General features: G+C 40.3%; 23 protein-coding genes. 10 read left to right on the forward strand and 13 right to left on the reverse strand.

Annotation, left to right across the window (positions count from 1 at the left end; all coding sequences use genetic code 11):
• Positions 1–127 precede the first annotated feature (127 nt).
• The 5 genes from A6M13_RS08940 to A6M13_RS08960 all read right to left on the reverse strand — a co-directional run bounded on the left by A6M13_RS08940 (position 128) and on the right by A6M13_RS08960 (position 3,321).
• Positions 128–400 (reverse strand): hypothetical protein, encoded by a 273-nt coding sequence (locus A6M13_RS08940; RefSeq protein ID WP_066545129.1) that lies wholly within the window; start codon positions 398–400, stop codon positions 128–130.
• Between the two features lie 34 nt (positions 401–434).
• Positions 435–1,589 (reverse strand): chromate efflux transporter, encoded by a 1,155-nt coding sequence (chrA, locus tag A6M13_RS08945; RefSeq protein WP_211270305.1) that lies wholly within the window; start codon positions 1,587–1,589, stop codon positions 435–437.
• A gap of 228 nt (positions 1,590–1,817) precedes the next feature.
• Positions 1,818–2,003, reverse strand: coding sequence for a hypothetical protein (locus A6M13_RS08950; protein ID WP_066545134.1), 186 nt, complete (start codon positions 2,001–2,003; stop codon positions 1,818–1,820).
• 77 nt (positions 2,004–2,080) lie between these two features.
• On the reverse strand, positions 2,081–2,695 hold the full coding sequence (locus A6M13_RS08955; RefSeq protein WP_066545135.1) for a hypothetical protein: 615 nt from the start codon (positions 2,693–2,695) through the stop codon (positions 2,081–2,083).
• The gene (locus A6M13_RS08960) at positions 2,695–3,321 is read right to left on the reverse strand and encodes a hypothetical protein (RefSeq protein ID WP_066545136.1); all 627 of its coding nucleotides are present in this window, start codon (positions 3,319–3,321) and stop codon (positions 2,695–2,697) included. The genes A6M13_RS08955 and A6M13_RS08960 overlap by 1 nt, the downstream gene beginning before the upstream one ends.
• A gap of 227 nt (positions 3,322–3,548) precedes the next feature.
• On the opposite strand from A6M13_RS08960, the gene A6M13_RS08965 reads away from it, so the two are divergent.
• The 10 genes from A6M13_RS08965 (at position 3,549) to A6M13_RS09010 (ending at position 10,798) form a co-directional block, all read left to right on the forward strand.
• Positions 3,549–4,688 (forward strand): ABC transporter substrate-binding protein, encoded by a 1,140-nt coding sequence (locus A6M13_RS08965; protein ID WP_066545137.1) that lies wholly within the window; start codon positions 3,549–3,551, stop codon positions 4,686–4,688.
• Positions 4,689–4,699: 11 nt separating this feature from the next.
• Complete coding sequence (locus A6M13_RS08970) at positions 4,700–5,701, forward strand: FecCD family ABC transporter permease (protein WP_066545139.1); 1,002 nt, start codon at positions 4,700–4,702, stop codon at positions 5,699–5,701.
• Positions 5,698–6,552, forward strand: coding sequence for an ABC transporter ATP-binding protein (locus A6M13_RS08975; protein WP_066545140.1), 855 nt, complete (start codon positions 5,698–5,700; stop codon positions 6,550–6,552). Before A6M13_RS08970 ends, A6M13_RS08975 begins: the two co-directional genes overlap by 4 nt.
• A 157-nt stretch (positions 6,553–6,709) precedes the next feature.
• The gene (locus tag A6M13_RS08980; protein WP_066545141.1) at positions 6,710–7,246 is read left to right on the forward strand and encodes a hypothetical protein; all 537 of its coding nucleotides are present in this window, start codon (positions 6,710–6,712) and stop codon (positions 7,244–7,246) included.
• Positions 7,243–7,563 (forward strand): DMT family transporter, encoded by a 321-nt coding sequence (locus A6M13_RS08985; protein ID WP_066545143.1) that lies wholly within the window; start codon positions 7,243–7,245, stop codon positions 7,561–7,563. Before A6M13_RS08980 ends, A6M13_RS08985 begins: the two co-directional genes overlap by 4 nt.
• A gap of 6 nt (positions 7,564–7,569) precedes the next feature.
• Complete coding sequence (locus A6M13_RS08990; RefSeq protein WP_066545145.1) at positions 7,570–7,953, forward strand: DMT family transporter; 384 nt, start codon at positions 7,570–7,572, stop codon at positions 7,951–7,953.
• A gap of 57 nt (positions 7,954–8,010) precedes the next feature.
• On the forward strand, positions 8,011–8,841 hold the full coding sequence (locus A6M13_RS08995) for a flagellin N-terminal helical domain-containing protein (RefSeq protein WP_066545148.1): 831 nt from the start codon (positions 8,011–8,013) through the stop codon (positions 8,839–8,841).
• A 159-nt stretch (positions 8,842–9,000) separates the two neighbouring features.
• Complete coding sequence (locus tag A6M13_RS16520; protein WP_066545150.1) at positions 9,001–9,219, forward strand: AMP-binding protein; 219 nt, start codon at positions 9,001–9,003, stop codon at positions 9,217–9,219.
• Positions 9,182–9,637 (forward strand): class I adenylate-forming enzyme family protein, encoded by a 456-nt coding sequence (locus tag A6M13_RS16525; protein WP_066545152.1) that lies wholly within the window; start codon positions 9,182–9,184, stop codon positions 9,635–9,637. The genes A6M13_RS16520 and A6M13_RS16525 overlap by 38 nt, the downstream gene beginning before the upstream one ends.
• 75 nt (positions 9,638–9,712) lie before the next feature.
• On the forward strand, positions 9,713–10,798 hold the full coding sequence (locus A6M13_RS09010; protein WP_066545153.1) for an NADH-dependent flavin oxidoreductase: 1,086 nt from the start codon (positions 9,713–9,715) through the stop codon (positions 10,796–10,798).
• Positions 10,799–11,073: 275 nt separating this feature from the next.
• Here A6M13_RS09010 and A6M13_RS09015 read toward each other — a convergent pair whose 3' ends face one another.
• From A6M13_RS09015 to A6M13_RS09050, 8 genes are all read right to left on the reverse strand, one after another.
• A complete protein-coding gene (locus A6M13_RS09015) occupies positions 11,074–11,805 on the reverse strand; it encodes an alpha/beta hydrolase (protein ID WP_066545154.1) in 732 nt (243 codons plus the stop codon).
• 12 nt (positions 11,806–11,817) lie between these two features.
• Positions 11,818–12,633, reverse strand: a complete 816-nt coding sequence (locus A6M13_RS09020) for an ABC transporter ATP-binding protein (protein ID WP_083998292.1) — start codon at positions 12,631–12,633, stop codon at positions 11,818–11,820.
• Positions 12,634–12,640: 7 nt separating this feature from the next.
• Entirely contained in the window at positions 12,641–13,603 is a 963-nt protein-coding gene (locus A6M13_RS09025) for a FecCD family ABC transporter permease (protein ID WP_083998296.1), read from the reverse strand.
• Positions 13,604–13,658: 55 nt separating this feature from the next.
• Positions 13,659–14,669 (reverse strand): FecCD family ABC transporter permease, encoded by a 1,011-nt coding sequence (locus tag A6M13_RS09030; protein WP_066545155.1) that lies wholly within the window; start codon positions 14,667–14,669, stop codon positions 13,659–13,661.
• Between the two features lie 151 nt (positions 14,670–14,820).
• Complete coding sequence (locus A6M13_RS09035) at positions 14,821–15,810, reverse strand: ABC transporter substrate-binding protein (RefSeq protein WP_066545156.1); 990 nt, start codon at positions 15,808–15,810, stop codon at positions 14,821–14,823.
• Between the two features lie 120 nt (positions 15,811–15,930).
• Entirely contained in the window at positions 15,931–16,731 is an 801-nt protein-coding gene (locus A6M13_RS09040; RefSeq protein WP_066545160.1) for an AraC family transcriptional regulator, read from the reverse strand.
• Between the two features lie 686 nt (positions 16,732–17,417).
• Entirely contained in the window at positions 17,418–18,338 is a 921-nt protein-coding gene (locus A6M13_RS09045; RefSeq protein WP_066545161.1) for a ketopantoate reductase family protein, read from the reverse strand.
• 57 nt (positions 18,339–18,395) lie between these two features.
• Complete coding sequence (locus tag A6M13_RS09050; protein ID WP_169817433.1) at positions 18,396–19,652, reverse strand: MFS transporter; 1,257 nt, start codon at positions 19,650–19,652, stop codon at positions 18,396–18,398.
• Positions 19,653–19,671: the final 19 nt, after the last annotated feature.

Consider the following 19,671-nt stretch of genomic DNA (forward strand, 5'->3'; position numbering starts at 1 on the left):
CAGAAAAACATTGCTTTTCCTGCTGAAGTCGCCGCTTGTGTCGGAACGCACCAGCACATTTTTATCATCTCAATACACTCATTTTCATCAGAAATAGAGTTCTGTCCCAGCCACTTTTCACGTGCGTTTAGTTTTCGGTCGTATTTCGTCGCATAAAAATCGCGATAAAAAACGGGACTAACACAATTAGTGCTGCGCCTAATCGGAATTGCATATCTGTTAATGGTACGAGGAAGCGAAGTGCCCATAAAATCGTTAATCCTGCTGAAATCAACAGCTCAAGTGACACATTCATTTGTTTGCGAAGTGTTAATAAATAGAAAAATGCAATGGGCGGCACAAGAATAATGAGCACCAATAAAAATGATTCGCTGCGATACCAAGGTTTTTGTTCATCCATTTTTGTCCCTCCTTTACATATGAGTGTAACAAATTTAGTAAATGGCTACACCAATAACGACTCCGAGAAGGACAAGTAGGAGCGGTGATACTTTTTTGGTGAACAGTAATGTCACAAGTAATAACGCAATTAGCGCATCAACAGCACTTGTAACCGTTGATGAAACAATGGGTGAAAGAAAGGCAGCAACTAAAATACCGATAACCGCCGCGTTTAATGCACTCATCGCACGACGTATGCCCGTATGTTGTCCCATACGTAGCCAAAATGGATATACACCGATAATGAGTAAAAATGCCGGCAAGAAAATCGCAACGGTCGCAATAAGCGCACCTGGCACTCCATCTAACACCATGCCGATATATGTCGCAAATGTAAACAGCGGTCCCGGAATGGCTTGAGCGATACTATAGCCTGCTAGAAAGGCATCGGTTGACATCAGACCGGTTTGAACAAATTGTGCCTCAAGAAGTGGTAACACAACATGCCCACCACCAAAAACGAGCGCACCGGCTGTATACATGCTCGTAAATAACGAGAGTGTGTCGTTTGAGAGCATACTTGTTGCAAGCGGTAAGCCAAATAAGAGCAGAAAAAAGACAGAGAGCGCGATTCCCCCGCTTTTTACGGAACCGACGACTGTCACGGATGCTTTACTTGCAGTTGCTGGAAAGAAAAAATAACCGATAAGCGCGACACCAAGAAAGATAAAAATCATCGCATACGGTGTTTTGAGTAACAGTGACAATACCGCAACAATGACCATCAAGCCAATATGTTGCGACGAGACGAGCAATTTACTACTCATATCCCAAATAACGTGTGCAACAATCGCGACGGCTACAAGTTTTAAACCTTGTAGCCACGATAAGTCGAGTGTCGTCATTTGTAAAAATGCCGCGAATAATAACATGATAACAATAGAAGGAAGCGTAAAGCCGATAAAGGCAAGTATACTACCGATAATCCCCCGCAGTTTGTAGCCAATTCCTATGCCAACTTGACTTGAGGCAGGGCCGGGTAAAAACTGGCTCAGTGCGACTAAATCTGCATATTCTTCAGCGCGTAACCATTTTTTATCGGTTACATATGTTTGTTGGAAATAGGCTAAATGTGCTGTCGGGCCACCGAATGACGTACAGCCTAAGCGCAGCGCAATGAAGAAAATTTGAATGAGCGAAACTTGCACAAAAATCGACACCTTTTTACTATATTTTTCTTAGTATGTATGGATTTTTGTGCAGCGTAAAGGCCTTTTACGAAACGTTTACGAAAACTTATTTCTATGTCCATAAAAGGATCGATCTTATTTTACATGGCATACAAATGAGTGGTATCAAAACGCTTTACGACATGAAATAAGCCCTGCTTACAGAGAAATCTCTATAGACAGGACTTGATAAATGACGTATGTACATTACACTGCTTCAATATCGTAAATTACAATACTAGCACTATTGAGTAAACTAATGGTTTTCACTTGGTCTTGCGGGTCAATATGTATTTCTACACAATTCCCTGCGTTTCGAGCTTGGATATTGGCTTGCTGTAAAACACTTAGTGCTTGTGTAATGTTCGTTACATAAATTCTAAATGACTGCATAGTTGTCTCCTCCTCTACGCTATAAGTGTACCACGAACAAAAAACGAGAAACAGCGATTTGCCGTTTCTCGTTTTTGTTATTGTAATGAACCAGATGCTAAGTACGGGAAGAAGCCATCTAAAAACTTCTCGGTTGCTGGCATAAAGTACGAACCGTAATGGAAATCAGGGTCAAGTGTTGTGACAATCCATGTACCATTTGTGCTCGTCGTATCGATATACATTAATGAGCCGCCGTCTTTCATATCAATTAGTGATGTTTGACCAGCTGTTAATTGGAATACACCGTGTTGGTGCCATGTACAAGCTTGCTCCGTTAAGAAGCCATCGCGGAACATTGGATGTTCTGGTGCAACCATACGTAAACCTGAATCTGCATTTGGCTCTAACCACCACCAGAAGTTTGTTTCGCGTAATTCCCAGTTTTGATGGGGAATCCATTCTTCGGGCTGTGGACCGAATGCAACAACGATACCACCACGATCAGCGAAGCGATGAATCGCAGGCACAATCGCTTTGAACGTTGCTAAATGTAGCTGAGATGGCACGATTAATACGTCCATACCGTCCAACATGCTTTCTTCAAATTGAGGCATATAAATTAACGACGCAATATATTGTGCGAATTTCGGCTCGTTAAATGTACGGTAATGTGGCGCATGGCCGCTATATAAAACTGCAATCTTTCTCATTAGTTGTTCTCCTTTTGTAGCTCACGTTTTAACCATTCCAGCATTTGTGGGGCAATGCGTTTTGATGTGTTGTCGCCTGTTACGAATGATAAAATATCACGCGCGGCATGAATAAACATTGTACCGTTTGTTGATGTGCGGTCTACATATGTAACCGGTGTCCCATCTGTAAAGCGTACATGTACTTCTACATCATGGTAGACAGGTTGGAAACCACGTGCAAAGAAACCAGCAACGCCTTTACGTGATACTAGCTCTGCTGCATCAACGCCTTCAAAAATGGCACTATCTTCTGAAAGAACAACATCATAGTCACTAAATTTACGAATTTCTTTTGGCGTAAATAAGTGAACGTTTGGAAGCCATGGACGGAAAATATGTGTACAGCTGACAACAATATTTCCTGCATCTAAAAATGCCGCGATTTTTTCGCGTTGTGTATATAAGTATTCTTGGTCGATGAAATCTGTAACATATAACACGTTATAGTTAGAAATATCCGCATCACCAAATGCGTATTGGTCCATTACAGATACGTGCTTTGTTTCACGGTTATCTGCTGACATTGCACGACCGTCGCGACCAAAGGCATGCCCTGGATCTAATTTTAAAATATTTAATGTCATGAAAAAGCTCCTGTTCTACATTTTTGAATAACGCTCTTTATGAATTTTGGCAAAAAGACAAATAATTCATAATTCATAGAAAAGTTATTCTATTGTTTTTATATTGACAATGAAAATCATTTTCAATTATACTGTGTTTTGTGATAAAAACAAGCGATAAATATGATTTTTTTAAAGCTTTCATAAAAAAATTATTAATAGAGAATAGATAGAGGAGTTTGTGGGAAATGAACAAAAAATGGATGGCTACCCTTGCATTTAGTGCATTATTATTAGCTGCATGTGGTAACAATGAAGAAGCAACGACAGCAAATGAAGAAGCAACAGCAGATGTTGCACAAACAGCAGAAGAACGTTTAATTACGGACCAATTAGGACGTGAGGTAGCGGTTACAGAAACAGACCGTATTGTAACGGGTGGGCTTTTACCATATCCATCGGCTTGGTATTTCGCGACAGGCTCAGGTGAAGAAATTGTCGGCATGCATCCAAATTCATATAGCGCAACAGAAAACTCGATTTTGGCGAAATTGGCGCCAGAAATGTTAGATGCTTCAACAGCGTTTGTGAAAAACGGTGAGATGAACATTGAGGAGTTAATGAATATTAACCCGGATATTTATTTTGAATTATCAACAGATGAAAAAACAATCGAACAAGCAGAAAAAGCGGGCATCCCAACGATGGGTGTTAAAACATTTGACCAATCGGATGCAGAACCGTTAGCAACGTATACAAGTTGGTTAGAATTAACATCAGAAATTACAGGTAAAGCAGAACGTAAAGATATGTTCATTGAAGAAGGCGATGCAGCACAAGCGATTATTGATGAAAAGCTAGCGACAGTAGATGCAGCAGATAAGCCAAAAATTTTATTCTTATACGGAGCGTCAGCGGATGCCTTAACGGTAACAGGCGCGAACTTCTTCGGTGAGCAATGGATTAAAGCAACAGGTGGTATTGATGTTGCAGCAGAAGCGGGCGTAACAGGTCGTAAAGATGTCAATATGGAGCAAATTTACGAATGGAATCCAGACATTATTTACATTACAAACTTTACACCAGCACAGCCAGAAGATCTTTATACAAATGGTATTGGTTCATTTGACTGGAGTACTTTAGACGCTGTGAAAAATAAGCAAGTGCATAAAGTGCCACTAGGGATTTATCGTTGGTATCCACCAAGTGGAGATGCACCACTTATGTTAAAATGGATGGCACAAAAAAACTATCCAGCGCTATTTGACTACGATATGAACGAAGAAATTAAAGCATATTACACGAAGTTTTATGACTACAACTTGACAGATGAAGAAGTGGACAGTATTTTACACCCAGTTTCTGAAGCTGCTAAAGTAACGAAATAAGGTGTCGTGACATGAAGCTGTGGACAAAAATCACGTTATTTTTGTTACCAATTGTCATCGCGTTAGTATCGATTGGCATTGGACGTTTTTCAGTCGACTTTACAACGACTGTACAAATTTTGTTATCACAAGTATTCCCGATTGAACAAACATGGACAGAGATGGAAGAAACTGTTGTCATGCAAATTCGCTTACCGCGTATTATTTTAGCGATTTTAATCGGTGCCGGTTTATCGATTGCGGGTGCATCATTCCAAGGCATGTTTGCGAACCCGCTTGTTAGTGCCGATATTTTAGGGGTTGCATCAGGGGCTGCCTTTGGTGCATCACTCGGTATTTTATTAATCGGTAACGGTATTGCTGCACAAGGTTTAGCGTTAGTATTCGGTTTGTTGGCCATCGTCTTTACAAACATCATTGGTGGCGTTGGGAAGAAAATGCCCGTCTTTATGCTTGTTTTAGCAGGGATTGTGACAACAGCATTATTTGAAGCGCTCATTTCACTGATTAAATTTGTGGCAGACCCTGAAGAAAAGCTACCGGCGATTACGTATTGGTTAATGGGTAGTTTAGGAACGGCGTCGTATCAAGATTTATGGCTAGCAGGGCCGTTAATTGTTATCGGTGGTGGTATTTTATTAGCCGTACGTTGGCGTATTAACTTACTGACATTACCAGAAGACGAAGCACGTTCACTTGGGATTTCAGTTGGAAAATTAAAGTGGGTCGTTATTTTCGCAGCAACACTTGTAACAGCTGCTTCTGTAGCAGTTGCAGGGATTGTTGGCTGGGTCGGTTTAATTATTCCGCACGTAGCACGTATGCTCGTTGGCAATAATAATGAACGTGTATTACCGGTGTCAGTGGCACTTGGTGGCGCATATTTACTGATTATTGATACAGTGGCGCGTTCAGTGACAGCGACAGAAATTCCGTTATCGATTTTAACAGCGATTATTGGCGCACCATTCTTTGCGATTTTATTACGTAAAACAGGAGGCGGTTGGTCATGAAAATTGAAGTGCATGATGGTAATTTCTTTTATGCAAAGAAAAAACGTGACGTTGCGCCGTTTATTTACGGAACAGACATTAATTTTACGTTAGAACCTGGTCATATTATGGCGATTCTCGGTCCAAATGGCGCGGGAAAAACAACGTTATTAAAGTGTATTACAGGCTTACATGATTGGAAAAAAGGCACAACGCTTGTGGATGGGCAACCGATTAATAAATGGTCGCAAAAAGAGCTATGGAAACATATTGGTTACGTACCTCAAGCACATAAAATGGTATTTGGTTTTTCCATTGAAGAATTAGTAGTGATGGGGCGCGCGCCGTATATTAGTTCACTGGCACAGCCGAAAAAAGAAGACTACGAAGCGGCACATAAAGCGCTTGAAGAAGTTGGGATTTTACATTTGGCGAAAAAGTCATGTAACCATGTTTCGGGCGGTGAATTGCAGTTAGCACTGATTGCACGCACACTTGTGTCGAATCCGAAAGTGCTTATTTTAGATGAGCCAGAATCACATTTAGATATTCAAAAGCAAGTCATTATTTTACAAACATTAAAGCGTCTTGCAAAAGAACATAATATTAGTTGTATTATTAACACGCATTACCCGAACCATGCCTTTTATTTAGCGGACCAAGTACTGATGATTGCGAAAGAGAAAAAGGCAGTATGTGGTACCGTTGCAGAGACGATGACAGAATCACGTATGCGTGAATATTTCAACATTGAATTACGTAAAATTTTATACGATCAAGATGATTACGTTTTTGAAACGATGATTCCAACGGAGCTTGCTACGCAGCGAGAAGCCGTAGAATGTCGCTTTAATGATTTTGATCATGTATAAACTAACACTCTCCTTATTTTTTAAGGGGAGTGTTTTTAGTTTATTTTTAATTAAAAATCTTAAATTCTACATTATTTAGCTTATTTTGGTAATAATCTGTATAATTATTAATTATGTGACGCTAATATTATGTAAATAAAAGGGTTTGAGGTATTTTATGTATAAATTAGTAGTGACAAATGATGAAAAAATGTTATTTGATCAACTATATCAACCTTCATTTGAGGAAAAGGGATATGAGTTAGAAGAATATAATGGAGAGCAATATAGTTATTTAGTTGAAAATAAGTACGGAGAATACGCAGGCACTGTTGAATTTATTGAGTTTAACCAAGAAAAATCTATGCTAGCCAATCCGCAAATATTTGTTCAATGTGAGTTGCTTGAAGATGCTGTAAGTGTATGGGAAGTTGATAAAGTTAGCGTAAAGGCTGAGGAACGAAAAAATAAAACGCTCAATAATATTATGGAAAGCATTTATGAAATTTGTAAAGAAAAGCAAATAGAATATTTGATTGCTGAAATGAATCCCGTTCTTTGTCGAGCACTAAAAGTAGAATATAAATTAGATGTTTACCGATTAAGCGGTATTGTGAAGGGGAAATATCCCTATATTCCTGTTATTATTCCAATCAATCAAAAGGTTTTAGAAGCATACGAAACAAATCGAGCAAAAAAGGAGCGTGTTGTATGACACAAGCCATATTTATGTTAATCGCTGCAATTATTTCAGAAGTATTTGGTAGCTCTATGTTAAAAAAATCAAATGGCTTTCAACATCCTTTGCCGACAATTGGCTTTTTAGTTGGCTATCTTTTAGCCTTTGTAGGGTTAGCATTTTCTTTAATGGTGATACCACTTGGTGCAGCATATGCAATTTGGGCAGGGCTAGGTACAGCGTTAACAGCTATTGCAGGTGTACTTTTTTTCCAAGAACGTTTAAGTATACAAAAAGTCATCGGTATTATGCTCGTTGTTATCGGTGTAGTTGTATTAAATATAGGAGGATGACCATGTATGAAAAAAAGTAGCCTCTATATGTTATTAGTGATTTCCATTGTCACAGAAGTATTTGCTGCTACCATGCTGAAGTTGAGTGCAGGTTTTACAGTATGGTTGCCACTTGTCGGGGTTGCGCTTGGCTATGGTATCTCTTTTTTTGTATTAGGCATTATTTTGAAATATATGCCTATTAGCGTTGCGTATGCGATTTGGGCGGGTGCTGGCACCGTTTTAACGGCGATTGTTAGCATCGTCTTATTTGGAGAAGTGTTTACGATTTTAAAAACAATAGGTATTACGCTTATTTTAGGCGGAATTGTTTTACTGAACTTAAGTAGTGAAGACGACAGTAGCGTACGCGTAGAAAATACTTCATCGAAATGTAAGGGCAATAGATAAGAAGTGGTCGAATAGGTCGATATAAAACATATTCTAAATCGAAAGGAGGTTGTCCAGATGTTAGGTAATTTAAAGGCGGCGGGTTCACTGCTTAATCATTTAAATCGTAGCTATACCGCTAGCGATTTAGCGATGGAACAATTATCGACGGGAAATCGGATTAATCGGGCAGCAGATGATGCAGCAGGACTTGCAATTTCTGAAAAGCTGTTAGGGCAGATGAATGGCTTGAATATGGCAGCGAAAAATACGCAAGATGGCATTTCGATGTTAAATACAGCAGAAGGTGCGATGAATGAAACGCATAGCATCGTCCAAAAAATGCGTGAAATTGCCGTGCAATCCGCAAATGATACAAACACGCCACAAGAACGTGAGGCACTCAATGACCAATTCCAATCATTGATTAGTGAAATTGACCGCATTTCAACAGATACCGAGTTTAATACACGTACGCTGTTAAATGGTGATTATGCGAACAATCCGCTGCGTCTTCAGTTAGGTGCAAATAGTGGACAGCATATGGATGTGTTTATCAACGACATGAGCTGGCAGTCATTACTTGGCAATAACAGCAATCGTACAGATTTAAATGTGTTAACACAAGAAAATGCCAATGCGATGATTGGTGTGATGGACGGTGTGTTAAAAAATGTTTCGACAGAACGAGGCAAGATGGGGACATATACAAACCGTCTCGAGCATGCGTATAATGTCACAATGACGACTGGCGAAAACTTAACGAAGGCGTACTCTACGATTAAAGATGTTGATATTGCAAAAGCAATGATGACGGTGACACAAGAAAATATTAAGCAGCAAGCAGCCACAACGGTTTTAAGTATGCATATGCAAACAGCGAGCAACGTGCTACATTTATTGCGTTAAGAAAAGCGATGTTTCCATGAAAGTGGAAGCGTCGCTTTTAATTTTTTGAGACAAAAAGACATTTATTCAGTAAAATTGATACATAACGTAGTATTTTATTGAAGGGGTGACGCGCGTGACGGAACCGATTTTTTTATTGGAGCGTTTGCGAAGAAAGGGTTGTTATTTAAAGAGGGCTATGGATTAACAGAAGCCGGACCGAACAACTTTGTGATTGACGCACACATTGCGATGCAAAAAAAAGGCGCTGTTGGTAAAAGTATGTTATTAAATGATGTCCAGGTGACGAATGAAGAAGGACGACCTTGTGCAATTGGTGAGGTAGGAGAGCTTTGTGTACGTGGCAGTCATCATCTTTTCAGGTTATTGGCAAAATGACGCAGAAACGGCCAAGGTACTCAGAGGTGGCTGGTTACATACAGGTGATTTAGCCTATATGGATGAAGATGGAGATTATGCAATTGTGGGGCGTAAAAAAGAAATGATTATTACCGGCGGCGAAAATGTGTATCCGCAAGAGGTCGAACAATGTTTACTTGCGCATCCGTCGATTCAAGAAGCCGCCGTACTTGGCGTTCCACACGATATTTGGGGCGAATGCGTTGTGGCGTTTATTGTTGCACGGCAACTAGATGTCGATACATTGCGCGCGTATTGTAAAGAAACGCTCGCGAGTTATAAAATACCGAAACAATTTTATGATGTCGAGCAATTGCCAACGACAGCAGTTGGCAAAATTGATAAAAAAATTTTGGTGCAACAAGCCATTGCTGCTTCACAGTCTACGTCTTCGTAGGCTGTTTTTTTTGAGCAAATGTTTTGCACCGATATCAAAAGTATAGTAAATTCATCGACAAAGGAGTGAATAATAATGACAACAACGACTTTATTTGAAACATATACATTGCCAAACGAGGTGACATTACGTAATCGCTTCGTGATGGCACCGATGACTACGTACTCAGGCAATGATGACGGTACGGTATCAGAGCAAGAGCTTACATATTATACGGAACGTTCGTATGGTGTAGGGATGCTTATTACAGCTTGTGCATATGTTGCACCAAACGGCAAAGCATTCCCAGGGCAAATTTCTGCAGATGACGATAAATATATTGATAGCTTGCGCGCGATTGCGGAGGCAATTCGCGTCGGTGGGGCGAAATCTATATTACAAATTCATCACGGCGGACGTAAAAGTGTCTCGAAGCTTGTGCCAAACGGAGATGTCGTTGGTGCAGGGGACGAAGATGGTGTTCGCGCATTGACAACGGAGGAAGTAGACGGTTTAGTGGATGCATATGCACAAGCAACACGTCGCGCAATTGAAGCAGGTTTTGATGGCGTTGAAATTCACGGTGCGAACACGTATTTAATTCAGCAATTTTTCTCAGGTTTTACAAATAAGCGTACGGATAAATATGGTGGGTCACTTGAGAAACGTTTAACCTTCCCAACAGCGATTACAGAAGCGGTACTACGTGTGAAAGAGCAATACGCAACGCCGGCGTTTATTGTCGGCTATCGTTTTAGCCCAGAAGAGCCGGAAGAAGACGGTATTACAATGGATGATACAGAAGTACTCATCAATGCGCTATTAACGTACCCACTTGATTATATTCATGTGTCATTAGGTGATTATCGCTCAACAACGCATCGCTATACAAAAGGTGAGGGTGTCAACCGACTTGAAGCATTGCAACGTATTGTGAACGGTCGTGTACCATTAATTGGTGTTGGTTCGATTTATATGTTAGAAGAAGCGCAAGAAGCCGCAAAATACGGATCAGATTTAATTGCACTTGGTCGTGCATTACTGATTGAGCCGCATTGGGTTGAAAAAGTAGCAGCAGGTGAAGCTGTCGAGACGCAAATGGATGAGCATGCACCGCGCGTGATGCCGGACAATTTAATGCAAGTCATTAAACGAAATCGCGGTTGGATTCCAGGCGTATAATACGAAAAAAGAGCTTGGTCAGATGTGACAAACTTCGTGTTTGCCGTCGTACCGAAAGTAGCAAAGAGACTGAGACAGTAAGAAATAGAGTATGAGACAAAAAGAAATATCCTTCAGCCGTTGTCGTTGCTGAAGGATATTTTTTTGCTTTTGATGCTACGCCACATAGCGGACACGTTTTGCAGGCATTGCTTTTCCTGCTGAAGTCGCCGCTTGTGTCGGGACGCACCAGCACATTTTCATCATAAATAGATTTACTTTATGCTAGCTCTTTTTTAATGCCGACTAATAAAGCGCAGCATTTTACTCATTGTGGTTGGAATGACCGATGCGTGGTTTTCCTCTAACGCGACATAAAACTCCACATGTGGCTGTGCCGCGTGCCGATGCTTATAAAAGGTGAGTGCATCATCGACCATATCGCCCTCGTGACCGCCGACATAAATGGCGAGTGGCGTGGAGATATATGTTTTTGTTTCACGAAGCACTTGTAGTAGCTCATGATGATTCCACCAAATAGAGGGGCTCACAGCTACATAATGTTGGAAGAGCTGTGGCTTTGTTAAATAGCACCATAGTGAAAATAAGCCACCGAGTGAATGTCCAAATAACGATACCTTTTGCGGATTCGTGTCATATTGTGCGTGAATCATTGGCAGTAACTCATGCTCCAAAAATTGTTGGAAATTCACTGCACCTCCAGCACGCACTGGTTTCATTTGGCGTCCACGGCGCAGTGGGAAATGGTACGCCGCAGCAGGCGCTGTAAAGTCGTAAAAACGACGATTTGTTGTATCGTCTTGCTGATGCCCAACACTCACTAAAATATGTGCGATTACATTTGTTTTTTGTCTAATGCGCAACTGGTTTTGCATCGCTTCAAAAAACATATTTGTGTAGCGATGCCCATCTAGCACGACTAATACGGGAAAGCCTTCAGCCGGTGCAGGTTCATTTGGCACAAAGACATCAATCGGATAGTCGTAATTTGTGTACGTTGAATACATGAAACCGCTCCTTTACACGTAAACTGCTTGCTTCGGTGTAGACTGTTTTAATAATTTGTAAGAAAGACAAATGGGTATGCCGTCTGTATCCTGGACAATTGTGGCATCAATTTGGAATACACGTTGTAACACATCATTTGTCATAATGTCATGGGGGGTCCCACAGCATTGAATTTGTCCATTTTTCATCGCAATTAATGTATCGGAATAACGCGCGGCATGGTTTAAATCATGTAACACCATCACAATGGTACAACCAAGCTCGCGGTTAAGCGATTCGACAATTTCAAGCACTTCTAGTTGGTGTGCCATATCTAAATATGTTGTCGGTTCATCCAGTAGTAAAATATCTGTTTCTTGTGCGAGCGCCATCGCAAGCCATACACGCTGCCGCTGCCCACCGGATAGTGCAGCAATTTCACGTGTTGCAAATTCAGCTGTCTGTGTAATATCCATCGCCCACTGAATTTTCTGACGGTCACGTTCTGTGAGCTTGCCTAAATTTTTGCGATGCGGGTAGCGACCGTATGCAATAAGCTCCGATACCTTTAATTGTCCTGGACCAGATGGTGATTGTGATAAAATGGCAAGTTTTTGCGCAATATCACGTGTAGACATCGTATTCATATTTTGTTGCTGTAAAAAAATATCACCACTATCTTTTTTTAAAATACGCCCAAGCGTTTTTAACAAGGTCGATTTCCCACAACCGTTAGGACCAATAATGGTTGTTACTTTCCCTTCAGGAATGCTTACGGTTAAATCATCTAAAATACGCGTTTGACTGTAACCAGCAATGAGGTTATTGACGTGAAAGACATCTGTCATCGTTTTATTATCCTTTCGCTTTTACAAGTAAGTATAAAAAGTATGGAATGCCGATAATGGATACGACAATACCGACTGATAATTCAGCAGGTGCAAAAACATTTTTGGCAATATAATCAGAAAAAACAAGTAGCACCGCACCAATGAGCATGCTAACAGGCATAACCGCACGATGCGAAATACCAATGAGCTGTCGTGCAATATGTGGCGCCATTAAGCCGATAAAACCAATACTTCCTGACACCGACACACAGGCACTGACAAGCCCGACACTTGCAAGTAGCAGGAAAATCTTTTCACGCTCAAGCGCAATGCCTAAGCTGACAATACTATCTTCTTCTAATTGGAAGTAATCGAGTAAATGTGTTTTTTTATAGACAAACAAGCTAAGAAGAATCACCCACGGAAGCATAGCAATGACGAAATACCAATTCGAATTATAAATCGAACCATTCATCCAAATAGCAGCAGCCTGGTAATCATCTTCATTCATTTTTAATGACCAAAATAATGTCAGTGCACCAAACCCTGTATTAATGGCAATACCTGTTAAGATAAGCTTTTGCGTATCCATTCGTCGATTGCCATACGAAAATAGTAAAATAAGTGCTGCAGCTATGACGCCTCCAACAAAACCAAAAAGAGGCACCATTAAAATTTTAAGGACACTATTAATTTCTACATTGATTAATTGCACTTGGAAGAAATACATAAAAATAACGACTGTACAGCTTGCACCGGCATTAATTCCTAAAATACCAGGGTCAGCAAGTCCATTTTTTGTAATGCCTTGTAACACAACTCCTGCTAATGCAAGCCCCATGCCGACAATTGCGGCAGTCACAATACGTGGTAAACGTAAGTCGAAAATAACGAGTTCAAAATTCTCGTTTTGTTCCAATCCAAGTAATGTTTTAAATACATCTGCGGTGGACATTGAAAAGTTACCACTCGTTAAATGTAAATACATCGCGGCAAAAAGCGCGACCGTTAATGCGAGCAGTGTGAACGTTAAACGTTTTGGATTATGCTGCAAACCGTTCACCGCCCTTTTTACGAATTAAGTATAGGAAGAACGGTACACCGATAAGCGCCGTCACAACCCCGATTGGCGTTTCGAATGGGAAGTTAATATATCGACTAATTAAGTCACATACAGTTAAGAAAAATGCACCCATTACAGCTGAGCATGGAATGATATATCGGTAATCAACGCTGACTAGCATGCGTACTAAATGTGGAACAACAAGCCCGATAAAAGCAATTTTTCCAACAAGTGCAACCGCTGTACCAGTCAAAATCGCAACGCTTAGCATACTTAGTACTTTGACGATTTTTGTACGTTGCCCAAGGCTAATCGCTGTATCTTCACCGAGCGACATAATGGTAACTGAATTCGATAATGCTAAAGCGATTAGCAACCCAATCAGCCCAATTGGCACACAAATATAAATCATTTCCATTTGTACCGTATGTAATTTTGCGTTATACCACATTGTAATCGTTTGGGACATTTGATGATACATGGCGATCGCTGTGCCGATACTGCTAATAAATGTGCCGATAACGGTTCCGATAATCGCAAGTTTTACAGGAGATAGTCCATTTTTTATAAGAGACGCAAAACCAAACACGAGCGAAGCACCTAGTAATGACCCAAGCATGGAGAGCAGTACAAGATTTAAGTTTGTAATGCCAGGTAAAAATACAACAGCCATCGTTACTAAAAAGGCTGAACCATCTGTGACACCTAAAATCGATGGGGATGCTAAAAAATTTCGCGTCACGCCTTGCATAATTGCTCCAGCGACTGCAAGACATGCGCCAACAAATAATACAGCTAACACGCGTGGAAGCCGCCCACTCCAAATAATTTGATGGTCTACGTTATTTTCATCAAAATGAATAATCGATTGCCATAAATCGCTCAGTGCAATATCTTTTGTACCGTACATAACCGATAAAACACTGGCAATGACGATGCAAATTGGCATGATAAGGGTAAACCAATATAATTTCTTATGTGATGCACTCATCAGAAACCACCTTCTATTTGTAAAATACATATATTGTGTACAACAATAAAGAGAGCGTCCAAGAAGTAATTTCTAGGACACTCTCCTTTGTTATAAAGGATGGCGAGCATGTAGCTGTCCATCAACGAGCGCTAAGCAATGCTCGTTTTTTTTACTTCAATACGGTATCAACAAATGCATTTAAGAAGTTGATTTTAGACCAAGCTGTACCACCTTGTGCCATTGGGTCAACGATGTTTAAATAAACCGCATCATTTTGTGCAGCATTCGTGCTCTTGAAAATATTATTGGCTAAAATTTCATCGACTAATTGAGAAGTTTCTTTGTTTTCTCCTTCTTCAAATTGCAGTAAAATAACGTCTGGGTTCCATTCAGCTAATGTTTCATACGTAATCTCTGTTTGCGCTTCAATCGTCGCTAATTCCTCGGGTACTTTTAAGCCTAAATCACGATAAAGCGTAGGGTTTAAATATACTTTTTCAGGATAAACGGCTAAGCCACCACGTACACGAATAACGACCACTTTTTTATCCTTTAACTCACTGTTTTGAATTTGTTCTTTTGCATCAGCTAGTGCATTATCATAATCTGCTAATACTTTTTCCGCCTCAGCTTCTTTACCGGTTAATTGCCCAAGTAGTGTTAAGTTATCTTTCCAGTTTGTTGAGATATGAGAATATGGGAATGTTGTTGCTACTTTGTTATAGTTAACCATTTGTGCTTCATCCCATTTACTCGTCCCTAAAATAACATCTGGATTTAATGTTAACATTGTTTCAGTACTTGGTTCTCTTTTCGTCCCAACAACAGTTGCACCTTCTAAATCAGCTGCTAAATAAGAAGGGATTGTTTGACCATCATCTGAAATAACGCCCGCTGGTTTTACACCTAAAACCGCCGCATCTTCCATTGCCTCTAAGCTTGCAGCGATAATCGTATCGACTTTTGCGGGCACTTCATACGTCTCACCTAAATATGTAATTGATTGTGTTGCATTTTCGTCAACAGTTTCTGCCTCTGTTTCAGTTGCAACTTCTTCTGTAGAGGCAGAAGATGATTCCTTCTCTGCTTCCTCTGCGCCACATGCAGCTAACATAAGTGCAAGTAGTGAAGCACCTAAAACACCATTCCATTTTTTCACGTTTTGTTCCTCCTACATACTAGTTGATAACGATTATCATTATCGTGGTATTAGAATAACAAGAACGTGTAAGAAACGTAAATAGATTTTTAGGGGAAAACATCTGGATTTTTGCGCATATTAGTATTTAAGGTTACGAAATTCAGTAGGCGTTAGCTGATATTGCTTTTTAAAAACGCGGCAAAAGTAAAAAGAATCATGATAACCGACGACCTCTGCAACTTTACTAACGGGCATTGTTGTTGTTCGCAATAATTTTTTCGCTTGCTTTAGGCGAAGCTCCGTTAAATACTGTACAGGTGACATGCCAAGCTGTTTATCAAATAAGTATGCAAAACGTCTCCGCTCGCAACCGACACGTTCCGCAATATCTGCAATTGAAATCGGCTGTGTATAATTTTCGGCAAAAAGTGCAACGGCTTGGTCGACAATATTATTCGTCGTCTGCATTTTTGCACAAGCCATCATTGTTTCAAGTAGTTGGAAAAAGGTAACATGCGTTTTGAGACGCAAAAAGTCTCCTGGATGTTGATCTAATTGAACAAGCTGTTGGGCGAAGTAATCGATTTTATGGTTTTCACCAGTTTCAATTAAAAAATGTTGTTGCTCGATATCGATGACACTACGCACTGTTTCATAATGAATAACAATATATTCCCATGCGATATCGTTTGCCGCTTCAATTTGAATAAGCATGTGAGGCCCTGCATGCAAAATATGACCTTTATGTAAAGGGTATGCCACCCCGTTTAGCGAAAAAGTTGCACTGCCTGATACCGTAATAACGAGGCCACTTACTTTCGGCGCTGTGTATCGATTCCCATCACTACCACCTGCTTTGACACGGCTCATAAATAAGTCCGTAAACTGGATAGTGGATTGTGCAAAATGTTTAATGATGTCGTTAAGGGCGACTGCCACGTTCAACACTCCTTATAAATGATAATAATTATCATTTATAAGTGTATCTAATTTAAAGAAAGATATATAGTGTTTTTAAAGAAAAGGACGTGTAATGCCATTTATTAGTATTTTGTATACAGTGATATATAGTGCGATAGAATCACTTTATGAAAGAGGTGGAGACTAATCTTTAAAAAAGCAGTTGCTATTCTTACAAGGAGCGTACTTTCTTCAGCATTAGCAACCAGTGCTATACAATTTCAACAATATGATATCGCATCTGAAAAGCAAGAAGTACCAGCCACGGATGCGACGTATAAAGCTGGTGGTCAAGTATATGAGGAAGTGGTCAAGTATATGAGGAAGTGGTCAAGTATATGAGGAAGTGGTCATTGTACGTGAACGTTATGGGCACATCATGCGGAGTGGGCGACATCTACACATAATGAGCAAGCATATATAGATTGCGTATGAACAAGATAGCTATTACGACCACTGGTTAAGCGGTCGTACATTACGTTAATGGAGACATTATGAAAAGTGACTGGTACAGAACCCTATTTCTGATGAAAATGAGTGGATTGAGATGATACGAATTTGCGGGTGCGTCCGCTATGTGGCGTAGCACCCAAAGCACAAAAAGATCTTTCAGCAGTTGTCGTTGCTGAAGGATCTTTCTTTTTGTCTCAATCTTTTTTTATAATTTAACGATAGCGAAGTTCTTTCTCAGAAATGGCTGTAAATAAGCGGTCATTTACTGGTGTTGGAATGCCGTATGTACGTCCAAGCGTTCGAACGGTTCCCGCAAAAAGGGGCAGTTCACTTTTTCTTTTCGCAGCTACATCTTGTGCCATTGACGGTTTCCCAGTTGGGCTAAGTGTCGCAATGACGTCCATCCAGTAGTCGATATCTGCTTCGCTTAACGTAATCCCTTCATGATTGGCAATAGCGATAACTTCACGCATCGCCGCTTGCATTAAATCGCGTGCTTCACCTTCGATTTGCACATCGCCATATGTGCCTTCAAGCATCGCTAGCGTTTGATTAATGCCAACGTTCAGCATAAATTTTCCCCATAAACGGTGCATCATGTTTGGCTCAACTAAATAAGGAAGTTGCACTTTCTCGAAAAAAGCGGCAACTGCTTGTGTGTGGGCTTGTAGTTCGCCTCCTTCGTTGCCAATAACTAAAATTCCTTTATTGTCATAATGCAGCTCATTGCTTTCTTTGACAGCATCCATTCCTTGAGCAACACAATACACTACAGGGTTTTTCGGATACTTTTTCATAATTTCGCGTTCACTTGTAATGCCGTTTAACACGGATAAGAAAATCGTCTGTTCATTGACATGCCCTTCTACAGCTTGTAGCGCCTCTTCTAAGCCATGAAATTTTGTCGCAACAAGCACTAGGTCAGCAGAAGATACTGGCTGTTCAGGTGTGACATAATGAAAGTCACAGCGCATACCGTTCGCAAATACACCATTTCTTTTATAGGTAGTAATGCGCTGTGCATCAGCAACAATACGGACGTTTTCTTTTCCTAGCTGTGTAGAAAAATGTTCGGCATACATAATACCAAGTGCGCCTAAACCAATAATCGATACTGTATTAATTATTTTCATATAAAGTAACTCCTTTCCCTTTTTATTTTAACGGAAAATTGCGAAAAAACCACCTCGTTACGCAGGAGGTGGTGTCGGCTGTACTGCTTTATAAGTAGTAATCGATGTTGTTAAAATAAGACACGTACAAATAATGACGCAAAGACCGCTTATTACTAACAGGAGGGAAGCTGGTACAAGGTCGTATAACAGTCCGAATAAAATCGTCGCAAGTGGCATCATACTCATGGCAGCTGTTTCGAGAAGTCCAAACACACGACCGCGGTATTGTTCTTCAATTTCTGTTTGTAAAATTACACCAATCGGTACATTTGTAAAAATAATGAATGCGCCAAATAAAAACATACAGATGCTATAAAAGAGTACATTTATATTATAAGCAAGCGCTGTAATGAGCGGGTAAGCAAAAAGCATCATGACCGCACCGAGCGCAATCAAAGACCATTTTGACATCCGTAAAGGTTGCTTCGCTGGTTTGCGACTTGCTAAATACATAGATGTCAACAACATACCAATGGCACTTGTTGCTTCGACAAAGCCAATATGCTGAGGCAACAGCGCAATTTTTTCAAGCAAAATAAAGCCTGTTCCGACATTTAAGCTTGTTGCAAAAAAGTTAATTAAAATAGACACAAGAAAAATACGAGCTAATATATGGCGTTTTCGTACATACTGGAGACCTTCTTTTATCGTAGTCCACATCTTTTCAGCAGCAGGTGCTTCTTGTTGTGTACTATACAGCTTAAAGTTCATCGTCATTTCAAGAAGCATCGTGACAGTATTGAGGAGAATATGGACGATTAGAAATGTCGTCATGCTTGCATAGCCAAACAACATACCGCCAATAATGGCACCAGCAATCGATGCAATCGATGTTGAAATTTGATTGAATGACAGTGCTTGTTGTAGTCGCTCTGCGTCGACTAAATTGGCAATAGATGCGGTAAAGCCAAGACTACTACACGTCGCAAAAATTGTAATGAAAAATGTGGCAATATAGACCGCTGTTACCGATAAGCCATTTGTTACCGTATAGGCAAGTAATGCCGTAATCGTTAAAATTTCACCAAGTTCACCGCCGATCACAAACGGTTTTTTCGGGAAGCGGTCAAGTAGCGCGCCAATAAATGGTGCAAGCAATACACGTGGTACTAACGCAATAACCATATTAATCGCAAAGCTTAAAGCTGAACTTGTGGCGGATAAAACATACATACTCATACCGAAGCTGTAGACGGTTGCACCGAGTGAACCGAATAATTTACTAATTAAAAACGTATATAAATGATACGTTGCTCGTTTGTACGTGTTCATCATTTTACTCCCTTTGTTT

The sequence above is a fragment of the Caryophanon tenue genome, from assembly GCF_001700315.1.
In the GTDB taxonomy this organism is placed as follows: domain Bacteria; phylum Bacillota; class Bacilli; order Bacillales_A; family Planococcaceae; genus Caryophanon; species Caryophanon tenue.

Bases quoted from the DNA above. Each gene is read 5' to 3' on its own strand.
- A6M13_RS08940 (WP_066545129.1), bottom strand. From the start codon at position 400: ATGGATGAACAAAAACCTTGGTATCGCAGCGAATCATTTTTATTGGTG.
- A6M13_RS08950 (WP_066545134.1), bottom strand. From the start codon at position 2,003: ATGCAGTCATTTAGAATTTATGTAACGAACATTACACAAGCACTAAGT.
- A6M13_RS08955 (WP_066545135.1), bottom strand. From the start codon at position 2,695: ATGAGAAAGATTGCAGTTTTATATAGCGGCCATGCGCCACATTACCGT.
- A6M13_RS08960 (WP_066545136.1), bottom strand. From the start codon at position 3,321: ATGACATTAAATATTTTAAAATTAGATCCAGGGCATGCCTTTGGTCGC.
- A6M13_RS08965 (WP_066545137.1), top strand. From the start codon at position 3,549: ATGAACAAAAAATGGATGGCTACCCTTGCATTTAGTGCATTATTATTA.
- A6M13_RS08970 (WP_066545139.1), top strand. From the start codon at position 4,700: ATGAAGCTGTGGACAAAAATCACGTTATTTTTGTTACCAATTGTCATC.
- A6M13_RS08975 (WP_066545140.1), top strand. From the start codon at position 5,698: ATGAAAATTGAAGTGCATGATGGTAATTTCTTTTATGCAAAGAAAAAA.
- A6M13_RS08980 (WP_066545141.1), top strand. From the start codon at position 6,710: ATGTATAAATTAGTAGTGACAAATGATGAAAAAATGTTATTTGATCAA.
- A6M13_RS08985 (WP_066545143.1), top strand. From the start codon at position 7,243: ATGACACAAGCCATATTTATGTTAATCGCTGCAATTATTTCAGAAGTA.
- A6M13_RS08990 (WP_066545145.1), top strand. From the start codon at position 7,570: ATGAAAAAAAGTAGCCTCTATATGTTATTAGTGATTTCCATTGTCACA.
- A6M13_RS08995 (WP_066545148.1), top strand. From the start codon at position 8,011: ATGTTAGGTAATTTAAAGGCGGCGGGTTCACTGCTTAATCATTTAAAT.
- A6M13_RS09010 (WP_066545153.1), top strand. From the start codon at position 9,713: ATGACAACAACGACTTTATTTGAAACATATACATTGCCAAACGAGGTG.
- A6M13_RS09015 (WP_066545154.1), bottom strand. From the start codon at position 11,805: ATGTATTCAACGTACACAAATTACGACTATCCGATTGATGTCTTTGTG.
- A6M13_RS09020 (WP_083998292.1), bottom strand. From the start codon at position 12,633: ATGACAGATGTCTTTCACGTCAATAACCTCATTGCTGGTTACAGTCAA.
- A6M13_RS09025 (WP_083998296.1), bottom strand. From the start codon at position 13,603: ATGTATTTACATTTAACGAGTGGTAACTTTTCAATGTCCACCGCAGAT.
- A6M13_RS09030 (WP_066545155.1), bottom strand. From the start codon at position 14,669: ATGAGTGCATCACATAAGAAATTATATTGGTTTACCCTTATCATGCCA.
- A6M13_RS09045 (WP_066545161.1), bottom strand. From the start codon at position 18,338: ATGAAAATAATTAATACAGTATCGATTATTGGTTTAGGCGCACTTGGT.
- A6M13_RS09050 (WP_169817433.1), bottom strand. From the start codon at position 19,652: ATGAACACGTACAAACGAGCAACGTATCATTTATATACGTTTTTAATT.